The sequence below is a fragment of the Lacunisphaera limnophila genome (genome assembly GCF_001746835.1).
Taxonomy (GTDB): Bacteria; Verrucomicrobiota; Verrucomicrobiia; order Opitutales; family Opitutaceae; genus Lacunisphaera; species Lacunisphaera limnophila.
Window position 1 is genome coordinate 1,575,862 of sequence record NZ_CP016094.1, and the last position, 22,007, is coordinate 1,597,868.

20 protein-coding genes are annotated in these 22,007 nt (G+C 67.2%); 12 read left to right on the forward strand and 8 right to left on the reverse strand.

Features of this window, described 5'->3' with window-relative positions:
* Window positions 1-2 precede the first annotated feature (2 nt).
* Both Verru16B_RS06580 and Verru16B_RS06585 read right to left on the reverse strand, forming a co-directional pair.
* Window positions 3-2,222 (reverse strand): S9 family peptidase, encoded by a 2,220-nt coding sequence (locus Verru16B_RS06580; RefSeq protein ID WP_069961535.1) that lies wholly within the window; start codon window positions 2,220-2,222, stop codon window positions 3-5.
* A 317-nt stretch (window positions 2,223-2,539) separates the two neighbouring features.
* Window positions 2,540-3,535 (reverse strand): cupin domain-containing protein, encoded by a 996-nt coding sequence (locus Verru16B_RS06585; RefSeq protein WP_069961536.1) that lies wholly within the window; start codon window positions 3,533-3,535, stop codon window positions 2,540-2,542.
* A 340-nt stretch (window positions 3,536-3,875) separates the two neighbouring features.
* Here Verru16B_RS06585 and Verru16B_RS06590 point away from each other — a divergent pair, with 340 nt between their 5' ends.
* The gene (locus Verru16B_RS06590; RefSeq protein ID WP_069961537.1) at window positions 3,876-4,643 is read left to right on the forward strand and encodes a rhomboid family intramembrane serine protease; all 768 of its coding nucleotides are present in this window, start codon (window positions 3,876-3,878) and stop codon (window positions 4,641-4,643) included.
* Window positions 4,644-4,676: 33 nt separating this feature from the next.
* Here Verru16B_RS06590 and Verru16B_RS06595 read toward each other — a convergent pair whose 3' ends face one another.
* The 6 genes from Verru16B_RS06595 to Verru16B_RS06620 all read right to left on the reverse strand — a co-directional run bounded on the left by Verru16B_RS06595 (window position 4,677) and on the right by Verru16B_RS06620 (window position 10,291).
* Window positions 4,677-5,897: an MFS transporter gene (locus Verru16B_RS06595; RefSeq protein ID WP_157772287.1), complete on the reverse strand. Its 1,221-nt coding sequence runs from the start codon at window positions 5,895-5,897 to the stop codon at window positions 4,677-4,679.
* A gap of 351 nt (window positions 5,898-6,248) precedes the next feature.
* Window positions 6,249-6,926: a DNA methyltransferase gene (locus Verru16B_RS06600; RefSeq protein WP_069961539.1), complete on the reverse strand. Its 678-nt coding sequence runs from the start codon at window positions 6,924-6,926 to the stop codon at window positions 6,249-6,251.
* A 132-nt stretch (window positions 6,927-7,058) separates the two neighbouring features.
* Window positions 7,059-7,556, reverse strand: coding sequence for a GNAT family N-acetyltransferase (locus Verru16B_RS06605; protein ID WP_069961540.1), 498 nt, complete (start codon window positions 7,554-7,556; stop codon window positions 7,059-7,061).
* 188 nt (window positions 7,557-7,744) lie between these two features.
* Window positions 7,745-8,140 carry a response regulator gene (locus Verru16B_RS06610; RefSeq protein WP_069961541.1) on the reverse strand — a complete coding sequence of 132 codons (396 nt, stop codon included), beginning with the start codon at window positions 8,138-8,140 and terminating at the stop codon, window positions 7,745-7,747.
* 135 nt (window positions 8,141-8,275) lie between these two features.
* Window positions 8,276-9,292 carry a zinc-binding alcohol dehydrogenase family protein gene (locus tag Verru16B_RS06615; RefSeq protein WP_069961542.1) on the reverse strand — a complete coding sequence of 339 codons (1,017 nt, stop codon included), beginning with the start codon at window positions 9,290-9,292 and terminating at the stop codon, window positions 8,276-8,278.
* Window positions 9,293-9,406: 114 nt separating this feature from the next.
* On the reverse strand, window positions 9,407-10,291 hold the full coding sequence (locus Verru16B_RS06620; RefSeq protein WP_069961543.1) for a helix-turn-helix transcriptional regulator: 885 nt from the start codon (window positions 10,289-10,291) through the stop codon (window positions 9,407-9,409).
* A 155-nt stretch (window positions 10,292-10,446) separates the two neighbouring features.
* Between Verru16B_RS06620 and Verru16B_RS06625 the strand changes: the two genes are divergently transcribed.
* The 11 genes from Verru16B_RS06625 (at window position 10,447) to xdhC (ending at window position 21,984) form a co-directional block, all read left to right on the forward strand.
* The gene (locus tag Verru16B_RS06625) at window positions 10,447-11,241 is read left to right on the forward strand and encodes an SDR family oxidoreductase (protein WP_069961544.1); all 795 of its coding nucleotides are present in this window, start codon (window positions 10,447-10,449) and stop codon (window positions 11,239-11,241) included.
* A gap of 108 nt (window positions 11,242-11,349) precedes the next feature.
* Window positions 11,350-11,709, forward strand: a complete 360-nt coding sequence (locus Verru16B_RS06630; protein ID WP_069961545.1) for an L-rhamnose mutarotase — start codon at window positions 11,350-11,352, stop codon at window positions 11,707-11,709.
* A gap of 155 nt (window positions 11,710-11,864) precedes the next feature.
* Window positions 11,865-12,680 (forward strand): amidohydrolase family protein, encoded by an 816-nt coding sequence (locus Verru16B_RS06635; RefSeq protein WP_157772289.1) that lies wholly within the window; start codon window positions 11,865-11,867, stop codon window positions 12,678-12,680.
* Window positions 12,681-12,687: 7 nt separating this feature from the next.
* Window positions 12,688-13,443, forward strand: a complete 756-nt coding sequence (locus tag Verru16B_RS06640) for an SDR family NAD(P)-dependent oxidoreductase (protein ID WP_069961546.1) — start codon at window positions 12,688-12,690, stop codon at window positions 13,441-13,443.
* Between the two features lie 207 nt (window positions 13,444-13,650).
* The gene (locus Verru16B_RS06645) at window positions 13,651-14,952 is read left to right on the forward strand and encodes an L-fuconate dehydratase (RefSeq protein WP_218918817.1); all 1,302 of its coding nucleotides are present in this window, start codon (window positions 13,651-13,653) and stop codon (window positions 14,950-14,952) included.
* A 34-nt stretch (window positions 14,953-14,986) separates the two neighbouring features.
* Entirely contained in the window at window positions 14,987-15,796 is an 810-nt protein-coding gene (locus Verru16B_RS06650) for a fumarylacetoacetate hydrolase family protein (RefSeq protein ID WP_069961547.1), read from the forward strand.
* 241 nt (window positions 15,797-16,037) lie between these two features.
* On the forward strand, window positions 16,038-16,979 hold the full coding sequence (locus tag Verru16B_RS06655; RefSeq protein WP_237023480.1) for an ABC transporter substrate-binding protein: 942 nt from the start codon (window positions 16,038-16,040) through the stop codon (window positions 16,977-16,979).
* Window positions 16,980-17,080: 101 nt separating this feature from the next.
* Complete coding sequence (locus Verru16B_RS06660; protein WP_179947405.1) at window positions 17,081-18,553, forward strand: sugar ABC transporter ATP-binding protein; 1,473 nt, start codon at window positions 17,081-17,083, stop codon at window positions 18,551-18,553.
* Window positions 18,554-18,694: 141 nt separating this feature from the next.
* On the forward strand, window positions 18,695-19,678 hold the full coding sequence (locus tag Verru16B_RS06665) for an ABC transporter permease (protein ID WP_069961548.1): 984 nt from the start codon (window positions 18,695-18,697) through the stop codon (window positions 19,676-19,678).
* Window positions 19,679-19,817: 139 nt separating this feature from the next.
* The gene (locus tag Verru16B_RS06670) at window positions 19,818-21,068 is read left to right on the forward strand and encodes a serine hydrolase domain-containing protein (RefSeq protein ID WP_069961549.1); all 1,251 of its coding nucleotides are present in this window, start codon (window positions 19,818-19,820) and stop codon (window positions 21,066-21,068) included.
* A gap of 121 nt (window positions 21,069-21,189) precedes the next feature.
* Window positions 21,190-21,984 carry a xanthine dehydrogenase accessory protein XdhC gene (gene xdhC, locus Verru16B_RS06675; protein WP_069961550.1) on the forward strand — a complete coding sequence of 265 codons (795 nt, stop codon included), beginning with the start codon at window positions 21,190-21,192 and terminating at the stop codon, window positions 21,982-21,984.
* Window positions 21,985-22,007 lie beyond the last annotated feature (23 nt).

Here is a 22,007-nt window from a genome sequence, read left to right on the forward strand (position 1 = left end):
GGTCACTCCGGGGACTTCAGGTGTTGGTTGAAGAAATTGATGACGAGGAGTTCTTCGCGGTAGCTGATCAGCGGGTTCTCGGCGCCGGCCATGTGGGTTCCTGTCATGGGGAGAATCTCAAAGGGCTTGCCGGCCATGAACAGGGCGTCGGCCAGCTGCAGGGTGTGCTGGAAGTACACGTTGTCGTCGGTCAGGCCGTGGACGAGCAGGAGCGGGCGCTCGAGCTGGTCCACATAGGTCAGGGCGCTGCTCACCTGATAGGCGCCGGGGTTCTCCTGAGGCAGGCCGAGGTAGCGTTCGGTGTAGTGGGTGTCGTAGTTCTCCCACGTGATGACCGGCGCGCCGGCGACGCCGGCCTTGAAGATATCGGGGCGGCGGAGGGTGGCCATCGCGCTGAAGTAACCGCCGAAGGACCAGCCGGTGACGCCGACGCGCTGCAGATCCAGCTCGGGATACTGGGCCCCGAGCGCGAGGAGGCCCTCGATCTGGTCGTTGAGTGCGATGTCGATCAGGTTACCCCGCACGGCCCGCTCCCAGTCGCGTCCGCGCCGCGGGGTGCCGCGACCGTCGAGCTTCACGACGATGTAGCCCTGGTCGGCCATCCACTGGTCCTTCAGGTAGGAGCGCAGGCTGGACGACACCACCGTGGTCGTCGGGCCCGCGTAGACGGACAGGAGGACCGGGTACTTCCGGCCCGGCTGGAAATTGCGGGGACGGACGAGCGCGGCGTAATAGGAACGGGGGCCGCCGACTGTCTGGGTGAGCTCGACCTGAGGCCAGACCGGGGGATCCTCGGCGACGGATTTGAGTTCGCCCAGTTTCCGGCCGTCGGCTGCCAGCACCGCGGTGCCGGAACTGCCGTCGAGCAGGTTGAAGAAATGCAGCAAGACGCGGTTGTTCTCGGAGAGTTGCAGGCTGTGGTTGCCGCGGGCCGGTGTCAGGTCGGTGCCCGGACCGCCGGCGAGGGGGATTTTCCAGACATGCGTCTCGCGCGGGTCGGCGCTGCCCTTCACGTAGAGCTCGCCGGTTTCCTCGACGACCTTCACGACGCCGCGGTAGCCAAAGCCAAGCGGCGTCAACTCGCGGACCAGGCGGCCGTCGGCGTCGCGCAACTCGACCTGCCAGTCGCCGCGGGACTCCGTGGTCCAGAGGAACTGCCGGCCGCCCTCCAGCCAGAGGGGCATCAGGGCGGTGTCGTCGAGGTTGAGCCAGGCGGGATCGGATTCCTGGAGGAGTTCGCGGGTCTGCCCGGTGGCCGGATCGACGGCGAGGAGCACCTGGTGTTGCTGGGCGCGATCCTGCACCAAGATGGTCAGCGGGGCGCCCGCCTCCTTCCAGACGATGCGGGTGAGGTACGGGTACTTCGCCGCGTCCCACTGGACCCAGCGGGTTTCGCCGCCGGCGCGGGCGATGACGCCCAGGCGGACGACGGCATTCGGGGAGCCGGCCTTGGGGTAGGCGAATTTCGTGGGGGCGACCTCCGGGCGGAGCGGGTCGGCGATGTAGCGCGTCTCGACGCCGGACTCGTCGGTCTGCTGATAGGCCAGCCACTGGGAATCGGGCGACCACCAGTAGCCCTCGCGGCGGTCCATTTCCTCCTGGGCCACGAATTCGGCGGTGGCGTGGGTGAGGGTCTCGGTGGCGCCGGAGGTCAGGGCGCGCTCCGTCAGGCCGGCCAGGTCGATCACGTGCAGCTCGCCGTCCTGAACGGCGGCCACGGCGGTGCCGTCGGGCGAGAAGCGCGGGTCGATCCAGTTTTTGCCCGGCAGTTCGGTGACGCGCAGGTCGGCGCGGTTCACGAGGTAGAGTTTGCCGGACAGGGTCACGAGTAGGCGGCTGCCGTCCTTGGTCAGGTCGAAGCGGGTGAAGCCGCGGGCGGTGACGCGCGCGCGTTCGCGCCGGGCCTTCTCCTCCGCGCTCAGCGTTTCCTCGGCGGAACCCAGGATCTGCGCCGGGGTGATGAGCTCGCGCTCCTGGCCCGTGGCGAGGTCCAGCTCGTAGAGGTGGAGCACGCGGTCGCGCGCGCCGCTGCGCAGGAAGAGCACGGCGCTGCCGTCGGGGGTGAGGCGGGACGACACCGGGCGGCCCAGCGTGTAGCTGCGCGTTTCGGCGAGGTTGCGGAAGAAGGCGAGGTTGGCGTCCTCCGCCGCGGGCAGGCGGCTGGCGGCGAACAGGCTGGAGAGACAAAGGCCAAGGCGAACGAGCCGGTGGTTGATCAGCATCCCGTGATTGAATACGACCGGCCCGGTGAGTCCATGCGGAAGGGAGGGGGGCGGGGAAGGAAGAAGGAAGAAGGAAGAAGGATGAAGTAAGATGTAAGAAGGAGTGGGGAGCGGACGGCGGATGACGGAGGGCGGAGGGCTGCGACCGGCTTTTGCGCTTTTTGCGTTTTTGGCGGCTAAGGTTCGGGGGATGGGAGCCAACGCGTCCGGAGGCCGGGCTCGGCAAACGGGCGTCGACAAGCAACGCCCCTACAGGGATCCGGCGGGGTTCGGCCCGTTCGACTTGACTCAGGGCAGGCGACCCCGCCCTACAAGCTTCACGGGACCGGGACGTAGTCGTCGGGGGAGAAGGCGAGGGTGCTGACGGCGTAGAATTCCAGGGCGGTGTCGGGGGCGGCGGTGATGGCGTGGCGGACCGCGGGGGCGAGGAAGACGATCGAGCCGGGCTCGACGGGGGAGGTGACGTCGCCGACGACCACCGTGCCGCGGCCCTTGATCACCAGAAAGTATTCCTCGCCGGTCTTCATGTAGCTCATCCCCGTCGTCTTGCCGGGGGCGAGGGCGAAGTGGGCGACGCTGGTGCGGCCAGTCTTGGCGTGGCCCACGAGGCCGACAAGCTCGCGCAGCTCGACGCCGGGGCTGACGCTGATCGGGGCCACCGCCGTGGGCAGGAAGACAGTGGGGTTGGCCGTCATCGTCGCCGCGGGCGCGGGCGCAGCCGGCTTGGTGACGAACTCCGCGCGCGTCAGCTCGTCGATGAGGGTAGCCGCGGCGGGGTACTGTTTCTGCAGGTCGTCCCGGTAACCCGGCTCGTAGTCGGCGTAGTCAAAGCCCGGCGCCATGGTGCAGCCGAAGAAGGCGTAGCCCGCGGGCGTGGCCTTGACGGGCCGCGCGCCCATCCAGGTGCCGGCCAGGACGGTGTATTGCGGCTGCTGCCCGGCGAGCGGGTCGGAGCCGAGCGTGACCACCTCGCTGCGGCCGTCGGGGTGGAGCAGGAGGAGCTCGATCGGGTCGCCCTGGTAGAAATGCCAGATTTCGTCCGTGAGCAGCCGGTGCATGGCCGAGAAATCCTCGCGGGTGACGAGCGCGTAGATCGACGTCCCCACGAGGCGCGGCGCGCCGTAACGGGGCGGCAGGGCGGCGGCGGGGATGCGTTCGGTGCTGTTGTACGTGACCTTGAACCAGGCGCCCTCGCCCGGGATCTTCTCCATGCCGTAGTGCGAAATCAGCCCTGCGGCCGGCCCAACGGGTTCGGCGAGGGCGGGGAGGATGGAGGCGGCGGCGAGGAGCGTGGCGAGGAGGGAGGGGCGCATGGGGGATTGGGAAAGTAGCGAGGAGCGGGTAGCGGGTAGTGAGTAGGGGCGGAGGGCGGACGGCAGACGGCAGACGGCAGACGGCAGACGGCAGACGGCAGACGGCAGCCGGCAGGCGATCAGCAAAGCATATGCCAAGGGGGGCGACCTTGCTTCCGGGGCCCTATCCTTCCGATTGTCTCTGGGTGTTGTGCCCAAAGCCGTTTGGAATGGATCCTATTTCAAGCTCTTGGTGCCTTTGTCCGACTTTGCGCCTCGGCGACTTTGCGTGATACACGGCTCGGCATTTTCCGTCGGTTTGGAGGGTTGCGAACGGGCGGGCGGCTGTAAGGTTTGATCGATGAATCGCATGTCCCGGGCGGTCGCCGTCCTGCTGGTGCTCAATGTCGTGGTGTTTGGCGCGAGCCTGCTCGGCGCGGGGTGGCGCGAGCAGATCGTGGCCGCGGGCGCGTTTTGGTTTCCGGGCAACGAGAACTTCCAGCTCTGGCAGGCGGTGACCTACATGTTCCTGCATGCGGACATGGGGCACATTTTCTTCAACATGTTCGCGCTGGTTTCCTTCGGCACGGTCCTGGAGCGGGAATGGGGCGCCGGCCGGTTTCTGGTCTTCTATTTCCTGTGCGGCGTGGGTGCGGGGCTCATCCAGACGGGTTTTAATTGGTATGAATACAACGGGCTGTACGCCCAGCTCGTGGCGGCCGGGATGTCGCCGGAGAAAGTCGCCACGCTGATGACCACGGGCCGGGGCATCCTGCCCGGGGATGCCGCCAGCCAGGCGGTGGCCAAGGAGCTTTACCTGCTGTTCCACGGCCGGATGGTCGGCGCGTCGGGGGCGGTGTACGGCCTGTTGGTGGCGTTCGGGTGTCTCTTCCCCAACGCGAAGCTCGCCCAGATTTTTGTGCCCGTGCCGGTGGCGGCGAAGTTCTTTGTGCCGGGTCTGCTCGCCCTGGACCTGCTGTCGGGGGTCACGGGCTTTTCGCTCTTCGGCGCCGGCGTGGCGCACTACGCCCACCTCGGCGGCGCGGCGATCGGCTTCCTGCTCATGCTCCTGTGGCGGAACCGTCGCCCGGGCATGGCGCCGCGCTGGGGCGAGGACCGGCCGGTTTGACAGGGGAGGGTTGACCACCGATGGCGCGATGGCTCAGGCGGCTTTCGGCGGCGGGGTGAGGGGCGATACGGCGCCGGTGTCTTTTACGAGGACGCGGCGGGCGAGGAGGATACTGAGCAGGGCGGCGGCGACGGCAATCCAGCCGAGCCAGTTGAAGTGCAGGAGGTGGCCGTTCGGCTGCTTCACAACGATCCAGCCGCCGAGCGACGAGCTGACGCCCGACGCCAGGTCGCGCGCGCAACTGCTCAGACTGAGGAAGGCGCCGCGCCGGGATGACGGCACGGCCAGCGTCATGATGGCCTGCGCCGGCACGAAGCGGCCGCTGGCGAAGACGAAGAACAGGCCCGTCAGCATCAGGATGGCCCAGACCGGCAGCGGTCCGGCGTTGGCGATGGCCAGGATGATGAGGGAGGCGATGAGCACCATGAAGGTGAAAACGCGCTGGCGGCCGAGACGGTCCGCGAGCCGGCCGACCCGCGGGGCCGTGAAGACACTCAAGACGCCGCCGATCATGTAGACCAGGAAGAGGTATTGCTCCGGCAGGGCCAGGTCGCCCACGAGGTGCGGGGACAGGAGCGGGATGATGCTGAAGTGGCCGAGTACCATCACGCCCATGAAGAGGAGGGCGCGGCCGGCGTTGGCGTCGCGCATCAGTTCGCGGAAGGCCCGGCCCTTGTCGGCCCCGGCCTGCACGTGGCCGTGCACCGGCGGGACCACGCGGTAGACGAGAACCCACACCGCCGCCCCGACGGCGGCGACGACGAGGAAGGGCATCCGCCAGCCCCAGAGCTGGGCCAGTTGCAGGCCGACCGGCACGCCGATCGCGGCGGCAACGGCGAACGCGGTCATGACGATGCCAATGCCGGCGGCCCGGCGCTCGGGGGGCACGATGTCGCTGACGATCGCCAGACAGAGGGAACCGGAGATGCCGCCGAAGGCCCCGCCAATCGCCCGGGCGAGGAGGAGGGTGTGAGCGTTGGTCGCGAGGCCGCAGAGCAGAGTTGCGACGGTGAAGCCGGCGTAGACCCAAAGCAGGAGCGTGCGCCGGTCAAAGCGGTCGATGAAGGGGGCGCCCAACAGGCCGACAACGCCCGCCGCGATGGAGTAGGCGGCCACCAAAGCGCTGAACTGTCCCGCGCCCAGGTCGAGCTCGCGCATCAGCTGCGGCGCGAGCGGCATCATGACCATGAAGTCCATGATGTGGGTGAACTGGATCGCCGCCAGGACCAGCAGGATCAGGCGTTCGGAAGGCACGCGTGGCATTGGGGGCACTATTCAGGTCTTCCCGGGCGGGGCAACTGCGGGAATGGGCATCGCCTCAGTTGGGGGACCGGTACAGTTGAACACCGGGACACGAAGGTGTCCGATCTTTTGGCCACGGATTCCACGGATGAAATGCCCCGGATTTTTTGCCGCAAAAAGGCGCAAGGTCCGACGGCGAAAGGTGCTCTCAAGGCGCCTATAGGCGCGCGGGCTATGTCCGGCTGCCAGGCAAAACGATCTTTGTGCCTCTTTGCGGCTAACCTACCTTGGTTAATCCGTGCCCACCTGTGCAATCCGTGGTTAACCCTCTCCGGTTCCCTTCGTGACTTCGTGGTGAATCCGTCAGAGATCCGCGGTTGTCACCGTTTGCTCACGGGATTGTTCGCAGCGTTTCTTGGACAGTTCGACGCCGAGGGCGTCGAGACCGAGCGCGTTGGCCACGGCGGGGACCGTGCCGACGCCACAGAAGGGGTCGAAAATGAGTTGGGCGCCGACCTGGTCGCGGGCGAAACGGACGGCGTGGGCGGCGGCGCGGACGCCCATGGCGCGGATCCAGAGGCTGCGGCCGGCGTCGGAAATGACGTCGGGGATCAGCAGGATGTCGGGGCACACCATCGCCCGGGAGACGGCGATGAGGTGCGTGTAGCCGGGCCGGCCGTGCGTGAGCATGCCGGGCGGACGGCGGCAGACGACCTTGTGGAAGAGCACGCGGGCGCCGGCGTCCTCGGCGGCGCGGATGACCAGCGCGCCCTTGTCGATCCAGATACCGTCGCGCTTGATGTCGGATTGGAAGAACAGCGCCGCGCTGTCGTCGGGCACGGCGTCCACCACGAGGCGCACGGCGTCCAGGAACCACTCGCGCCAGACGGGGAGGGTGCGGCCGATCTCGGACACATCGGGCACCGATGTCACGGCGCAGGCCCGGTCGATCCGGCCGCGGGCCTTCATCCAGGCAATGGCATCCGCGCAGACGATCTCGCGCCGGGGCGCAGGTGGGAGGGAGGCATCAGTGGCGGGCATGCTCGGAGAGGAATTTTGAAAACTGAAAATCTTGAAATCCTAAATCGTGGAAATGGAGACCCCGGGATGCTGAAATTTTCAGTTTTTCGATGCCCGATTCTCAGTTTTCAAGATTTCCGGTCAGTCGCGGGCTCAGAGCGGCTTGGTCAGGAAGATCGCTTCGCCGGCGCCGGGTTGGAGGGAGTAGCGCCTGAAACCGGCGGCGGTGTAGGTCTTCAGGGCGTGCTGGTTCTGGTCCAGGACCTCGAGGGTCAGCTTGCAGCAGCCGAGTTCACGGGCGTGGGCCTCGACGGCGGCCAGCAGGCGGCGGCCGATGCCGCGGCAGCGGTGGGTCGGGACGATGCAGACGTCATGCAGGTTCACCAGCGGCTTGGCGGCGAAGGTCGAGAAACCCAGGAAACAAACGGCCACGCCAACGGGGGTGTCGCCCTCGTAGGCGAGGAAGACGAGCGTGGTAGGGTGGGCGCGCAGGCCGGGGATGAGGCGCGCGCTGACATCGGGGGCGAGCGGGGCGCCGTCGCCCATCGGGTCGCGCGAGTAGGCGTCGACCATGGCCAGCACGGCGGCCTGATGCTCGGGTCGGTCCAGGTCGGCAAGGAGGGTGCGGATCGCGGGGGTGGGAGACGTCATGGGGGTGAGCCAAGCGCGGCACGGAGCGGAGGTCGACGCCGAAGCCTTAGGGGAGCCGGTGCAGTGGGGGCTGCGGGGGGAGGGGACAGACGGGCGAGGAGGTGGCGGGAGGGTGCTTGCACCCGATCCCAAGCAGTCGCGAGCGAGCTCGCTCCCACCAGGATACGGCCTGATCTGGCCGGGGATCCTTACTTCTTCTCCCAGGTGTCGGCGTGGGCCTTTAGGATCTTCTCGATGAGCTTGGCGGGCGGGGTGGTGTGCTTTTGCACGATCTCTGTGACACCGGCGAGGGCGGCCTGCTCGATCATCTCGAGGTTGCCGCCGGAGGTGAAAACGAGGATGGGGATGTGTTTCGTGTAGTCGGCCTCGCGCACGGCGCGGATCAGGTCCACGCCGTTGAAGCCGGGCATCATCAGGTCGGTGACGATCACATCGACCTTCTTGTCCTCGAGCACCTTGGCCGCCTCCTCGGGCGAGCCGACGACATGGGTGGGGATGCCAGCCATTGCCAAGCCGGTGGTGAACACCTTGCGGGTCGTCGGGTCGTCATCGATGAACAGGACGGTGGGCTTGGGGTGGTTCATGGGCGGGGCGCAGCGCCAGACGTGCGGCGGAAATGAATAGGTGCGGGAGAATCGCGCCACTCGCAACCGTCATTTTGGCCGGGGCGCAATCAGGGCGCGGACGAGCCACGCTCCTACACCGCTATAAAGTCCGGCCTAGCTGACCTCGATCATCGCCTTGAGGACGGCGGGGTTGCCGGCGATGTCGCGGGGGAACACGGTCGGCGTCTCGGCCAGCTTGAAGCGGTGGGTGATCCACGGGCGGGTGTCTACCTTCCCTTCCTCGACGAGGCGGATGACCTCGCGGAAGGTGGCAGGCAGGGCGTTGCGGCTGCCCATGACCGTGAGCTCGCGGCGGTGAAAGTTGGGGTCGTTGAAGGTGACGTCGCCCTGAAAAAGGCCGACGAACACGATGCGCCCGCCGTGGGCCGGGAGGTCGAAGCAGCCCATCATCGAGCCGGGATTGCCGGTGGCGTCGATCACGACGGTCGGTAGGTCGCCGCCGCCGATGGTTTTCAGGTCCGCGACGGCGGTGGCGCCGGGCTTGAGCGTGTGGGTCACCCCGAGTTGTTGGCGGCAGAAGTCGAGGCGGGTGTCGCTCACATCCATCACGGCGAGGGTGGCACCGGTGACCTTGGCGAACTGGATCACGCTGAGACCGATCGGACCTGCGCCGATGACGAGGATGAAGTCGTCCGCGGTAGGCGCAGCGCGCTCGACGGCGTGCGCGCCGATGCCGAGGGTCTCGACGAGGGCCAGCTGCTCGTAGTCGAGGCGGGTGGACGGGTGGAGCTTGCGCGCAGGGACACGGAGGAGCGGACGCATGCCGCCGTCGACGTGCACGCCCATGACCTGGAGCGCGGCGCAGCAGTTGGGCTTGCCGCGGCGGCAGGCGATGCAGGTGCCGCAGTTCAGATACGGCTCGACCGAGCAGCGGTCCCCGGCGCGGAGGCCGTGCGGGGTGTCACCGGGGTCGATCACCTCGACGCCCAGCTCGTGGCCGAGCACGCGCGGGTAGGTGAAGAACGGCTGTTTGCCCGCGAAGGCGTGCAGGTCGGTGCCGCAGACGCCGAGGCGGTGCACCCGCACGAGGGCGGTGCCGGGTGACGGGGTCGGCTCGGGGCGGTCGGCGGCGCTGAATTGGCCGGGTTGGTCGAGGGTGATTGTGAGCATGGGGGAAGGATTTTTACCGCGGATAGTGCGGATAGGCGCGGATGTGGAAATAGGGCAGAGGAAACCGGGGTTTGGAACTATCCGCGTTCATCCGCGTGATCCGCGGAGAATGTTTCATAGGTGCTTGAGGGAGCGTTGGAATTCCTTGGGGGCGACGTGGTGGACCTTCTTGAAGCAGCGGGAGAAGTGATAGGGGTCGGCGAAGCCCACGTGACCGGCGGCCTCCTTCACCAGGGCGTTGGGATCCATGAGGTACTCGGCGGCGAGGGCCATCTTGCGGTGGAGCAGGTACTGGTAGGGGCTGAGACCCTGGTAGCGGCGGAAGAGCCGGCAGAGGTGCGAGGCCTCGACGCCGACGGCCCGGGTGATGTCGCCCAGGGTGGCGAGGGTGGCGGCCTGGCCCTCGATCGCTCCCTTGCAGCGGAGGAAGGTCTCCTCGGCGGCGGCGCCGGTCCGGCCGGCGACGCCCGCCAGTTCCTCGACCTTGAGCAGCAGCACCTCGACCAGCGCCGCGCAGATCCGCCCGGCCGTGGCCCGGTGGTGGCTGCCCTCGCGGATGAGATCCTCCCACACGCGCTGTACCTCGGGGAACATCGCCAGGTGGACGGTCCCTCCGGCGCGCAGGCCGGCGGCGCGCACTCGCGTCGTAGCGCGCTTGCCGGTGAGGCAGAGGAAATACTTGGCCATCGGCCGGGCCGGGTCGGTGCGGATCTCCAGGCGCGTGGTGGCGTCGTAGTGGAAGAGGCTGCCGGCGCGCAGGGCATGCTCGGTGCCGTTCAGCCGCGTGGTGCCCTCGCCGGCCACGACCAGCTCGAGCGCGCAGAACTCAAACTGCTTCCGCTGGACCAGGTAGTCCGGGTCGCACTGCTCGAAGCCGCCGTAGGCCGGGATCACACCGGCCCGGCCCGAGTCCGTCAGCTCCAGAAAGAAATACCGCGAACCCGAGACCTGGGTGGACAGGACGGCGCCGGGACGGGGCGGGGCGGGGCGGAGGGCCATGGGGGCAGTGCTAAGGCCCGGCGCGTTTCCCGCAAGAATATCCATCCCAATGCCAGATATCTCCATTTGCCCAGAGTAGCCGTGTTGCCCAGATTAGTCATCCTGACTGGATGGGCCGGTGGTGTGCCGGCCCGTTACCCCACATCCCCCTCCTCATGAACCTGGAACTTCAACACAAGGTCGTCCTGGTCTCCGGCGGTGCCAAGGGCATCGGCGAGGCCATCACGCGCGGCTTCGCCGCCGAGGGGGCGATCCCCTGCATCCTGGGGCGTAATCCGGCGGAGGCCGCCGCGCTCGTGGCCGAGATCCGGGCCCGCGGTGGCCGGGCCGAGGCCTATGCCTGCGAGATGACCGACGAGGCGGCGGTGCGCACCGCGGTGGCGGCCGTCCTGCAGCAGCATGGCCGCATCGACTGCGTGGTGAACAACGCCGGCGTCAATGATGGCGTGGGCCTGCGGAGCCCGGTCGCCGACTTTCGCGCCTCCCTCGAGAAGAACATTGTCCAGTGCTTCGTGCTGGTGCAGGCCGCGCTCGACGCGCTCATCGCCAGCCGGGGCACGATCATCAACATCGGCTCGAAGTGCGCCGTCACCGGGCAGGGCGGCACGAGCGGCTATGTTGCGGCCAAGGGCGCGATGAACGGCCTTACCCGCGAGTGGGCCGTCGATCTCGCGAAGCATGGCATCCGGGTGAACGCGGTGCTGCCGGCGGAGGTCATGACCCCGCTCTACGCCCGCTGGTTGGAGAAGCGGCCCGATCCCGCCGCCTCGCTTGCCGCGATCAAGGCCACCATCCCGCTCGAGCGCCGCATGACCACCGCCGAGGAGATCGCGCACACCGTGGTCTTCACCGCCTCACCCCGCGCCTCGCACACGACCGGCCAGATCCTTTATGTGGACGGGGGATATGTGCACTTCGACCGCGCGTGCACGACCCAGGCGAGCACGTGAGCCAAGGAGAAATCGTGAAATCAGCCATCGGGCATCCAGAATCTTAAATTTCAATCCCTCCGATCAGTCCGTTCCGGCCAATCTGACTTGCTGGATTTTCGATTTAACATGCCCGATTTCACGATCTCCTCCTCCGCCCAGAAGCCGGTCCGGTATGGCATGACGCTGCGCGTGCGGCCGGAGCGGCTGGCGGAATACAAGCACCACCATGCGGCAGTCTGGCCGGGGGTGCTGGCGACCATCTCACGCTGCCACATCCGCAACTACTCGATCTATCTGCGGGACGGGGTGCTCTTCTCGTACTTTGAGTATTGGGGCGATGATTTCGCCGCCGACATGCAGCGGATGGCGGCCGATCCGGAAACCCAAAAGTGGTGGGCCCTGATGGAGCCGATGCAGGATCCGTATCCCGACCGGGCGCCGGGCGAGTGGTGGTCCCGCATGGAGGAAGTGTTTCACCAAGACTGAGGCATGAAAGGTCTCCACCAAACTTGGTCTGGTTGTAGGGCGGGATCGCCGAATCCCGCCTTGGTCGAATGGTGGCCGAACAAGTCAAGGCGGGGTTCGGCGACCCCGCCCTACAGTTCAGACAGCGCCGCGTCATGACCTTTATCGACGCACACATGCATTTTTGGGACCGGGCCGTCCTGCCGTATCCGTGGCTGGAGGAGGTGCCGTCGATTGCGGGCCGGCATACGCCGGCGGAGATGGTCGCCGAGGCGGGGGCGGATGCGCCCGAAAAGATCGTATTTGTCGAATGTGGCGCGCCGTGGCGCGAGGAGGTGGACTGGGTTGAGCGCCTGGCCGCGAGCGAGCCGCGCATCGCGGCCATCGTGGCCAAGTGCGCGGTCAACGAGGGGCCCGCCACCGTCGCCGCCCTGGCGGAGCTCAAGCGCCACCCACGGGTGCGCGGCGTGCGCCACCTCATCCAGCACGAGCCCGACCCGGATTTCTGCGCCCGGCCGGCATTCATCGCCGGCGTGCAGGCGGTCGGGGCGGCCGGCCTGAGCTTCGACGTGTGCTGCTTCCATCACCAGTTGCCGGCGGTCGTCCGGTTGGTGCGGGCCTGTCCGGAAACCCACTTCATCCTCGACCATTTCGGCAAGCCCGGCATCCGGGCCGGCCGGCTCGACCCCTGGCGGGCGCACCTGCGCCAGCTGGCGGCGTTGCCGAATGTGGACTGCAAGCTATCCGGCCTGATCACCGAGGCCGACCCGGTGGTATGGCAGGCGACCGACCTGCACCCCTATGTGGCGCACGCGCTGGAGGTCTTCGGCCCCGGCCGCCTGCTCTTCGGCGGCGACTGGCCCGTCGTGAAACTCGCCGGATCGTACGTGCGCTGGCTCGACACGGCGCGCGGCTTGGTTTCCCATTTGTGCCCGGCCGACCGGGCCGCCCTATTCCACGGCAACGCCACCCGCGTCTACCGGCTGGACTGACCCCCCCATGTTTACCCTCACCAACAAGATCGCGCTCGTGACCGGCGGTGGTTCCGGGATCGGCCGCGCCATCGCCCGTCTCTTTGCCCGACAGGGCGCGTTTGTCTGGATCGTGGATCGCGACGCGCTGGCCGGTCGCGGCGAGGTCGACGCGATCCGGGAGGAAGGTGGCCAGGCCGATTTTGCCGAGCTGGACGTCAGTGACGCCGCGGCCGCCGCGGCCCTGGCCCTGCGCCTGCCCCCGCTCGACATCCTGGTGAACAACGCCGGCATCGGCCACGTGGGGAGCCTCCTCGAGACCGCCGCCACGGATCTCGACCGGCTGCATGCGGTCAACGTCCGCGGGCCGTTCAACCTCTGCAAAGCCTTCGTCCCCGGCATGCTCACGCGCCGCCGCGGCAGCGTGATCAACCTCGCCTCCATCGGCGGCGTCCTGGCCGTGCGCGACCGCCTCGCGTACACCGTGACCAAGCACGCCGTCGTCGGCCTGACCAAGGCGCTTGCCCTCGACCACTCGCACACGGGGGTGCGGTTCAACGCCATTTGTCCGGGCCGGGTCGAGACCCCCTTTGTGCGCTCGCGCCTCGCTGAGTATCCCGACCCCGAGAAGGCCTACCGCGAGATGGCCTCGACGCAGCTCAACGGCCGCATGGCGCAGCCCGACGAGATTGCCGCCGCGGCCCTCTACCTCGCTGCGGATGTATCGGCGATGGTCACGGGCTCCAACCTCCTCATCGACGGCGGCTGGTCGGCGGGAAAGTAACCGGAAGGCTTAACCACAGAGACACAGAGGACACAGAGACGGATCACCCGATCACTATTTTACACGGAAAATATCCGAGCCCGATAAAACGACCCCAGCCATGATCAAGACACTTCAGTGCCTAGCGTGGTTTAGCCCCGGCCTTGCTCTGTGACCTCTGCGGTTCAACCCATCCATCCTTTGACTCATTCTGGCATCATCACCGGCTTGCGCGTCCTGGACGTGCGGTTTCCCACCTCGCTCTCGCTGGACGGTTCGGACGCGATGAATCCCGACCCGGATTACTCCGCGGCCTACGTCGTGCTCACGACTGACCGGGTCGACGGCGTGGAGGGCCATGGCCTCACCTTCACCATCGGTCGCGGCAACGACATCGTTGCCGTGGCAATCGAGGCCCTGCGCCCGTTGGTCGTGGGGCAGCCGGTGGCGGCCTTCACCTCGGCCCCGGGCGCCTTTTGGAAACACCTCACCGGCGACTCGCAGCTCCGCTGGATCGGGCCCGAGAAGGGCGTGATCCACCTCGCCACCGCCGCGGTGGTCAACGCGCTGTGGGACCTATGGGCCAAGCTCGAGGGCAAGCCGCTCTGGAAACTGCTCTCCGATCTCTCCCCCGCTCAGATCGTGGAACTGGTGGATTGGCGTTACCTGACCGACGCCCTCACTCCGGAGGAGGCCCTCGCCATGCTGGAGCGGCTGGCACCGACGCGCGCCGCCCGCGAGGCCGAGATGCGCCGGGACGGCTATCCCGCCTACACGACCTCGGCCGGCTGGCTTGGTTATCCCGACGAGAAGATCCGCCGGCTCTGCGCCGAGGGCATCGCGGAGGGCTTCACCCATTTCAAGATGAAGGTCGGCGCCGACCGGGCTGACGACCTGCGCCGCGCCGCCATCTTCCGCGAGGCCATCGGCCCGGAACGCGGGTTCATGATCGACGCCAACCAGCGCTGGGATGTTGGCGTCGCGATCGAGTGGACCAAGGCCCTCGCCCCGTTCCGCCCGCTGTGGATCGAGGAGCCGACCTCGCCCGACGACGTTCTCGGCCATGCCGCCATCGCCCGCGCGCTGGAGCCACTCGGCATCGGCGTCGCCACCGGCGAGCACTGCCAGAACCGTGTCATCTTCAAGCAACTCCTCCAAGCCCGCGCCATCGCCTTCTGCCAGATTGACTCCTGCCGCCTCGGCGGCGTGAACGAGGTCGTGGCCGTGCTCTTGCTCGCGGCGAAGTTCGGCATTCCCGTGTGCCCGCACGCCGGCGGGGTCGGCCTTTGCGAATACGTGCAGCACGAGTCGATCTTCGACTACATCTGCGTGAGCGGCTCGCTGGAGCAGCGCACCACGGAGTATGTGGACCATCTGCACGAACACTTCCTCGATCCGTGTGTCGTGAAGGGCGGGCGTTATCAGGCGCCGCTCGCCGCCGGCACCAGCATCACGATGAAACCCGCGTCTCTCGCCGAGCACACCTATCCCCACGGGGCGGTGTGGCAGAAGCTGCGCAAGACCAGCTAACCAAAGAATCCGTGGCTCAACCCCCCTCCCTTTCATGAAAATCATCCGCTACCTCGATTCCGCCGGCCGGGCGCATTACGGCTCCGAGCAACCCGACGGCTCCGCCCTGCGCCTCGAGGGTGACATCTACGCCGGCCCCCGTGTTACCACCGATCGGGCCGATGTGCGCAAGCTCCTCGCCCCCGTGGTGCCGGCACAGATCCTCTGCATCGGCCTCAACTACCGGCAGCACGCCGAGGAGACCAAGGCCAAGATCCCCGAGCGGCCCATCCTCTTTGTGAAGGGCATCAACACGCTCCAGCACCCGGGCGACCCGATCCTGATCCCGCAGCACCTGCGCAGCGACGAGGTGGATTACGAATGCGAGCTCGCGGTGGTCATCGGCAAGGCCTGCAAGAACGTCACCCGCGCGACGGCCCTGGATTACGTCCTGGGTTACACCTGCGCCAACGATGTCTCGGCCCGCGACCACCAGATCAAGCTGGGCGGCGGCCAGTGGTGCCGCGGCAAGTTTTTCGACACCTTCGCCCCGCTCGGGCCGCGCTTGGTGACGACTGACGAGATTCCGAACCCCAACGCCCTGGCGATTTCCACGACACTCAGCGGCGTGCGCGTCCAGGGCTCGAACACCGCCGACATGATCTTCGACGTGCCGGCCATCATCGAGTACCTCAGCGGCAGCACGACCCTCGTCCCCGGCACGGTCATACTCACCGGCACCCCGCAGGGCGTCGGCATGGCGACCAAACCGCTGCCCCGCTGGCTGCGCCCGGGCGACTCGGTGACGATCGAGATTGAGCAGATCGGCGCCCTGACCAACCCCGTCGCCCTCGAGCCGGTTTGAAGCCGGACCTGAGACCTGAAACCTGAAAACTGAGACTTGAGACCTGAAAGTTGCGAGCGATGCATGACTTCCCCCATTGTTATCCTGAAGGCAGCCAAGGATCCGGGAGGTGGGCGGCCAGCTTGCTGGCGCCACGAACGCCGCAAGGTGATCGTGGCGTGAGCAAGCTCACCGCCCACCTAGAGAGCCCTGGATCCTTCGCTTGGCTCAGGATGACATAATAATCAATTACCCCAACCCCATGATGAAACTACCCCACGCCCTTTGCCTTCTTGCCCTGATTCCCCTGACGGCCTTTTCCGCCAATGAGAAAATTGCCGTCATCCCCAAGGGCACGACCCACAGCTTTTGGAAATCCGTCGAAGCCGGCGCCCGGCAGGCCGGGGCTGAGTTCGGGGTCGAAATCCTGTGGAAGGGCCCGCTAAAGGAGGACGACCGGGCCCAGCAGATTGGCGTCGTCCAGCAGTTCGTGTCCTCCGGCGTGGATGCCATCGTGCTCGCCCCGCTCGACGACACCGCCCTGCGCACCCCGGTGAAGAGCGCCGCCGACCGCAAGATCCCGGTGGTGATCTTCGACTCGGCGCTCAAGGGTGAGGTGGGGAAGGATTTCCTGAGCTATGTCGCCACGAACAATTTCCGTGGCGGCGAGATCGGCGGCACGGAGCTGGTCCGCCTGCTCGGCGGCAAGGGCAAGGTCGTGCTCTTGCGCTACGCCGAGGGCTCCGCCAGTACGGCCGAGCGCGAGGCCGGGTTCCTGTCCGTGATCAAGCAGCACCCCGGCATCACCCTCATCGTCGAGAACCGCTATGCCGGCGCCACCATCAGCTCCGCGCAGGATGCCGCCATGAACCTCATCGACAAGATCCGGGAGGCTGACGGCCTCTTCTGTCCCAACGAGTCCTCCACCCAGGGCATGCTGTTGGCGCTGCGCCAGACCGGCCTGGCGGGGAAGAAGACCTTCGTGGGCTTCGACACCTCGCCCTTCCTGCTCACCGCCCTCGAGCGCGGCCAGGTCCAGGCGCTCGTAGCCCAGAACCCGACTCGCATGGGTTACCTCGGCGTGGCCACGGCGGTGAAGCACCTGCGCGGGGAAAAGGTGGAGGCCACGGTCGACACGGGCTGCGTGCTCGTGACGAAGGAAAACCGCAACACGCCCGAGGTCGAGGCGGTCGTGGGGAAGTAAGGAATTTTATCAATGAACCACGGAGGCACTGAGGACACAGAGCCGAACCCAGACCAGGGGTATTTCTCCGTGCCCTCTGTGTCTCTGTGGTTCACCCCCTGATGTCTCCCATCCTCCAGCTCTCCGGGATCAGGAAGCGCTTTGGCGCGACGGTGGCGTTGGATGGGGTCAGCCTGGAAGTTCTCCCGGGAGAGGTGCACGCGGTGGTGGGGGAGAACGGGGCGGGCAAGAGCACGCTGATGAAGATCCTTTCCGGCGCCATTGCGGCGGATGCCGGCACGATGCAGCTGGCAGGCGCGGCCTTCGCGCCGGCCGGTCCGCTGCAGGCCCGCCGCGCAGGGGTGGTGATGGTGAACCAGGAGCTCGCCATCGCCCCGCACCTAAGCGTGGCCGAGAACATCGTCCTTGGCGCCGAGCCGGGTCGCGGCGGTTTGGTGCGTCACGCCGAGTCCCGCCGCCTCGCGGGGGCGGCGCTGGCGGAGTTAGGCCGGCCCGACATCCCCCTGCACGTCCCCGCCGGCTCACTCAGCATCGCCGAGCAACAGCTGGTCGAGATTGCCCGGGCGCTGGCGCTGGGCTGCCGGGTTCTCGTCCTGGACGAACCCACGAGCAGCCTCACGCACGCCGATGTCGAAAAACTCTTCGGCCTCGTCCGCCGCCTGCGGGCGCAGGGCCGGTCGGTCATCTACATCTCGCACTTCCTCGAGGAGGTGGCGGCGTTGTCCGACCGCTACACCGTCTTGCGCGACGGCCAGAGTGTGGCCACGGGACGCACGGCGGAGACCACCATGGACCGCGTCGCCCAGCTCATGGTGGGCCGGCAGGTGAACGAACTTTACACCCGTTCGGTGCGGCCGACGGGGGAGGTGGCGCTGGAGGTCACTGGTCTGGCCGGACCGGTCAAGCCGGTCTCCGCCTCGCTGCAGCTGCGGCGAGGTGAGGTGCTGGGTCTCGCCGGCCTGGTCGGCGCGGGGCGCAGCGAGCTGTTGCGGACGATCTTCGCCCTCGACGCGGTGCGGGCGGGCACGGTGCGCGTGGGGGTCCACGCCGGACCGGCCTCGCCGCTCTGGCGCTGGCGACAGGGGCTCGGGCTGTTGAGCGAGGATCGCAAGCGTGAAGGTCTCGCACTGAATCTCAGCCTGGAGCACAACCTCACGCTGCCGCGGCTGGATCCCTTCATTCGTCCCGCGGCCCTCGCGACGGAGACCCGCGGGTGGATCGAGAAGCTGGGCGTGCGCTGCGCCGGACCGGCGCAGGCCATCGGCAATCTCTCGGGCGGCAACCAGCAGAAGATCGCCCTCGGCCGCCTGCTGCGCAACGGGGCCGACGTCCTCCTGCTCGACGAGCCCACGCGCGGCGTGGATATCGGGGCGAAGCAGAACATCTACCGCCTGATCGACGAGCTGGCCGGGTCCGGCAAGGCCGTGCTCATGGTCAGCAGCTACCTGCCCGAGTTGCTCGGCACCTGCGATCGCATCGCGGTCATGTGCCGCGGCGTGCTCGGCCCGGCGCGGCCGGTGGCGGAGTGCACGGAGCACAGCATCATGCTGGCAGCGACGGGGACGGCAGCGTGAAGGCCTGAAATCGAGAAAACTGAAAATCAGGAATCTGAAATCAAAAATTTCCAATCCGGCGGCAGTTCCCGCTCCTTTCATCCATTTTCAAGATTCTAGATTTCACGATGCCCGATTTCACGATTTCCACTCTTCCCCTCAATGTCTGACACCCTTCCAGTTTCCGCCAAAACCACCTGGTTGCGCCACGTGCTCACGGCTTTTGCGCCGCTGGTCGGGTTGATCGCGGTGTGCGGGCTGTTTGCCGCGCTGCGGTTCGACACCTTTGTCACGCCGGACAACTTTGCCATCATCCTCCAGCAGACGGCCGTGATCGGCATCGCCGCGCTGGGCATGACGCTGGTCATCATCGCGGGTGGCATCGATCTCTCGGTCGGCTCGATCATCGCGCTGGGGACAGTGGTCATCGCATTGCTCCTGCAGGAAGGGTATTCCCCCCTCGTGGCGGCCCTGGGCGGCGTCGGGGCGTCTGCGGTCTGCGGGGCGTTGTCCGGCCTGCTGATCACGCGGCTGCGGTTGCTGCCATTTGTCGTTACCCTCGGCATGATGGGCGCCTTGCGGGGCGCGGCCAAAGGACTGGCGAACGAGCAACCCGTCTACCCCGACGAGACCTGGCTGAACGACCTGATGCAGCTGGGGAGCCGCGGCGGCCTGCCGTCGGGCGTTTGGCTGATGCTCGGGTTCGCCGTGCTGGTGGCGCTGCTGCTGCGGTATACGCGCTTTGGCCGCCATGTGTTTGCGGTCGGGTCGAATGAGCTGACCGCGCGCCTGTGCGGCGTGCCGGTCGAGCGGGTGAAACTCTTGGTTTATATCCTGGGCGGCGCCTTCGCCGGGCTGGGGGCGGTGCTGCAGTTTGCCTATCTCACGGGTGGCGATCCGACGACGGCGGTCGGTCTCGAGCTCAACATCATCGCGGCCGTGGTCATCGGCGGCGCCAGTCTGGCGGGCGGGCAGGGGACGATCATCGGGACCCTGGTCGGGGCGCTGATCATGAGCGTGGTGGCCAATGGCTGCACGAAGCTGGGCCTGTCCAACTGGGTGCAGGAGATCGTCACTGGCGGTATCATCATCGCGGCGGTCCTGCTGGATTACTTCCGGCGGCGGAACGCGGCGGCGAATGGTTGAGCTTCCGCACTGATACGAACTTTATGAACCACGGAGGCACAGAGGACACAGAGAAAGACGCTATTGGATTCAGCTTGGCTCTGTGTTTTCTGTGTCTCGGTGTTTCATCTTCAGCTGTTTTCCGATACCCCTTTACCCCATGAAAATCCCCCGACTGCTTGCTCCTGCCTTTGTTTTCATCGCCTTGCTGGGCCTGGCCCGGGCGGCCGATCCGGCGGCGCACGGCTTCGACCCCGAGCGGCTGAAGCGGCTGGATGCCGTCATCCAAACCGAGATCGACGGACAGCGCCTGGCCGGGGCGGTCATGATCGTGAAGCGCGACGGGCAGGATGTCGTGCTCAAGGCCTACGGCGCCCACGACGTGGAAAATGCCGTGCCGATGCGGACCGACTCGATCTTCCGCATCGCCTCGATGAGCAAGGCGGTGACAACCGTCGCGGCGCTGATGCTCTATGAGGAGGGCCGGTTCATGCTCAACGACCCGGTGGGCAAGTTCATCCCGGAGTTTGCGAAGTCCGTGGTGGCCGTGGCGCCGCCCGCAGGCTCGCCGGCGGACGTCAAATACGTGACGGTCCCGGCCAAACGGGCGATCACGATCCGGGATCTCATGACGCACACTGCGGGGCTGAGCTACGGTGATTTTGCGGCGATCGAGGATTACAAGAAGGCGAAGCTGCACGGCTGGTACCTGCTGGACCACGACGAGACGATCGGCGAGGCGATGAAGCGCCTGGCCACGCTGCCGTTGTCGGCCCAGCCCGGCGAGGCCTTCAATTACGGCTACGGCACGGACCTGCTCGGGCATCTCGTCGAGGTGGTGTCGGGCATGCCGTTGGACCGGTTCTTCGAGGAGAGGATCCTGAAACCGCTGCGGATGCCGGACACGGGCTTCTATCTCCCGCCGGAGAAGGCGGCCCGCCTGGCGGTCGTATATGGCCGGGAGGGCGACAAGCTGGTCCGGAAGGAGGACTCGGCGCGCACGGATTTCATCAACGGCCCGCGCAAGCTGTTCTCGGGTGGCGCCGGCCTGTATTCGACGGCGTCCGACTACGGGCGCTTCCTGCAGATGTTGCTCAACGGGGGCGAGCTGGACGGCGTGCGGCTGCTGAGCCCACGGACGGTGGCGCTGATGCACGTGAACCACACGGGCAATCTCTTCGGCTGGGACACGAAGGCCTTCGGCCTCGGTTTCTGGGTGAACGAGGATCCGGGCGCGCAGGGCGAGCTGGTGGGCGTGGGCGCCTATGGCTGGGGCAGCGCGTATTTCCCGCAGTATGTCGTCGATCCGCAGGAGAAGCTGGTGGGCCTGCTGATGTGCCAGCTCACCCCGACGGGCGGCAGCAATTTGAACCAGCGGTTCAAGGTGACGATCTATCAGGCGTTGAAGTGAGGGGGTGCCCGGTCACTGGACAGGGCTTCACGAGTTCGGGAGCAAACCTGTCCGGAGGCCAGGTTCCACCTTTTGCGTGCCGGTTTGACTCGGCGGCGCTTCGGCGTGTTTATCACCGGACATGAATCCGGGCACGCTCTATGAGGAACTGCTCGCGCTCGAGCGCGGCGGCACGGGGTGCGTGCTGGTGATCCTCGTCGAGGCCCTGGGCAGCACGCCGCAGGACACGGGGGCCAAGATGCTCGTGACCGCTACCGGCCTGCATGCCGGCACGGTGGGCGGGGGCAAGGTCGAGGCCAAGGCGCTCGCGCTCGCGCAGGAGATGCTGGCCGCGGGGGAAAGCGGACCGCGTTTCGTAACCTGGACCCTCCGGACCGATGTCGGCATGACCTGCGGCGGCTCGGTGAAATTCTACCTGGAGCCGCACCTCGCCGGCGGCGCGGGCGCGGCGTGGCCGATCTGGATCTTCGGTGCCGGGCACGTCGTGCAGGCGCTGGTGCCGGTGCTGGCGCCCCTGGCGTGTGCCCTCACGGTGGTGGATCCGCGGCGCGAGTGGCTCGACCGGCTGCCGCGGGCGCACAACCTGCGCCTCATCCAGACCGACGAGCCGAGGGAGCTGGTGCCGACGATGCCCGACCATGCTTTTCTGCTGTGCCTGACCAAGGGCCACGCCAGCGACCGACCGGTGTTGCAGCGCGCGCTGGCGGAGCGGACGTTTCCCTTCGTCGGCGTGATCGGCAGCGACGCCAAGGCGGAGGTCCTGCGCCGCGAGATGATCGCCGACGGCCTGCCGCCGGAGCGGGCGAAACAGTTTTATTGTCCAGTCGGATTGCCTTTCGGGAGCAACGACCCGCGGGAGATTGCGATCAGCATCGCGGGGCAGTTGCTCAAGGAGCGGGATAGATTGAAGTTGTAGGGTGGCATCACCGAATGCCGCCG

What these genes read in the sequence shown, in the direction of transcription:
- Verru16B_RS06655 (WP_237023480.1), top strand. Translation starts at nt 16,038, where the DNA reads ATGATGAAACTACCCCACGCCCTTTGCCTTCTTGCCCTGATTCCCCTG.
- Verru16B_RS06610 (WP_069961541.1), bottom strand. Translation starts at nt 8,140, where the DNA reads ATGAACCACCCCAAGCCCACCGTCCTGTTCATCGATGACGACCCGACG.
- Verru16B_RS06640 (WP_069961546.1), top strand. Translation starts at nt 12,688, where the DNA reads ATGTTTACCCTCACCAACAAGATCGCGCTCGTGACCGGCGGTGGTTCC.
- Verru16B_RS06660 (WP_179947405.1), top strand. Translation starts at nt 17,081, where the DNA reads ATGTCTCCCATCCTCCAGCTCTCCGGGATCAGGAAGCGCTTTGGCGCG.
- Verru16B_RS06590 (WP_069961537.1), top strand. Translation starts at nt 3,876, where the DNA reads ATGAATCGCATGTCCCGGGCGGTCGCCGTCCTGCTGGTGCTCAATGTC.
- Verru16B_RS06605 (WP_069961540.1), bottom strand. Translation starts at nt 7,556, where the DNA reads ATGACGTCTCCCACCCCCGCGATCCGCACCCTCCTTGCCGACCTGGAC.
- Verru16B_RS06620 (WP_069961543.1), bottom strand. Translation starts at nt 10,291, where the DNA reads ATGGCCCTCCGCCCCGCCCCGCCCCGTCCCGGCGCCGTCCTGTCCACC.
- Verru16B_RS06665 (WP_069961548.1), top strand. Translation starts at nt 18,695, where the DNA reads ATGTCTGACACCCTTCCAGTTTCCGCCAAAACCACCTGGTTGCGCCAC.
- Verru16B_RS06615 (WP_069961542.1), bottom strand. Translation starts at nt 9,292, where the DNA reads ATGCTCACAATCACCCTCGACCAACCCGGCCAATTCAGCGCCGCCGAC.
- Verru16B_RS06600 (WP_069961539.1), bottom strand. Translation starts at nt 6,926, where the DNA reads ATGCCCGCCACTGATGCCTCCCTCCCACCTGCGCCCCGGCGCGAGATC.
- xdhC (WP_069961550.1), top strand. Translation starts at nt 21,190, where the DNA reads ATGAATCCGGGCACGCTCTATGAGGAACTGCTCGCGCTCGAGCGCGGC.
- Verru16B_RS06635 (WP_157772289.1), top strand. Translation starts at nt 11,865, where the DNA reads ATGCATTTTTGGGACCGGGCCGTCCTGCCGTATCCGTGGCTGGAGGAG.
- Verru16B_RS06625 (WP_069961544.1), top strand. Translation starts at nt 10,447, where the DNA reads ATGAACCTGGAACTTCAACACAAGGTCGTCCTGGTCTCCGGCGGTGCC.
- Verru16B_RS06670 (WP_069961549.1), top strand. Translation starts at nt 19,818, where the DNA reads ATGAAAATCCCCCGACTGCTTGCTCCTGCCTTTGTTTTCATCGCCTTG.
- Verru16B_RS06585 (WP_069961536.1), bottom strand. Translation starts at nt 3,535, where the DNA reads ATGCGCCCCTCCCTCCTCGCCACGCTCCTCGCCGCCGCCTCCATCCTC.
- Verru16B_RS06630 (WP_069961545.1), top strand. Translation starts at nt 11,350, where the DNA reads ATGCCCGATTTCACGATCTCCTCCTCCGCCCAGAAGCCGGTCCGGTAT.
- Verru16B_RS06650 (WP_069961547.1), top strand. Translation starts at nt 14,987, where the DNA reads ATGAAAATCATCCGCTACCTCGATTCCGCCGGCCGGGCGCATTACGGC.
- Verru16B_RS06580 (WP_069961535.1), bottom strand. Translation starts at nt 2,222, where the DNA reads ATGCTGATCAACCACCGGCTCGTTCGCCTTGGCCTTTGTCTCTCCAGC.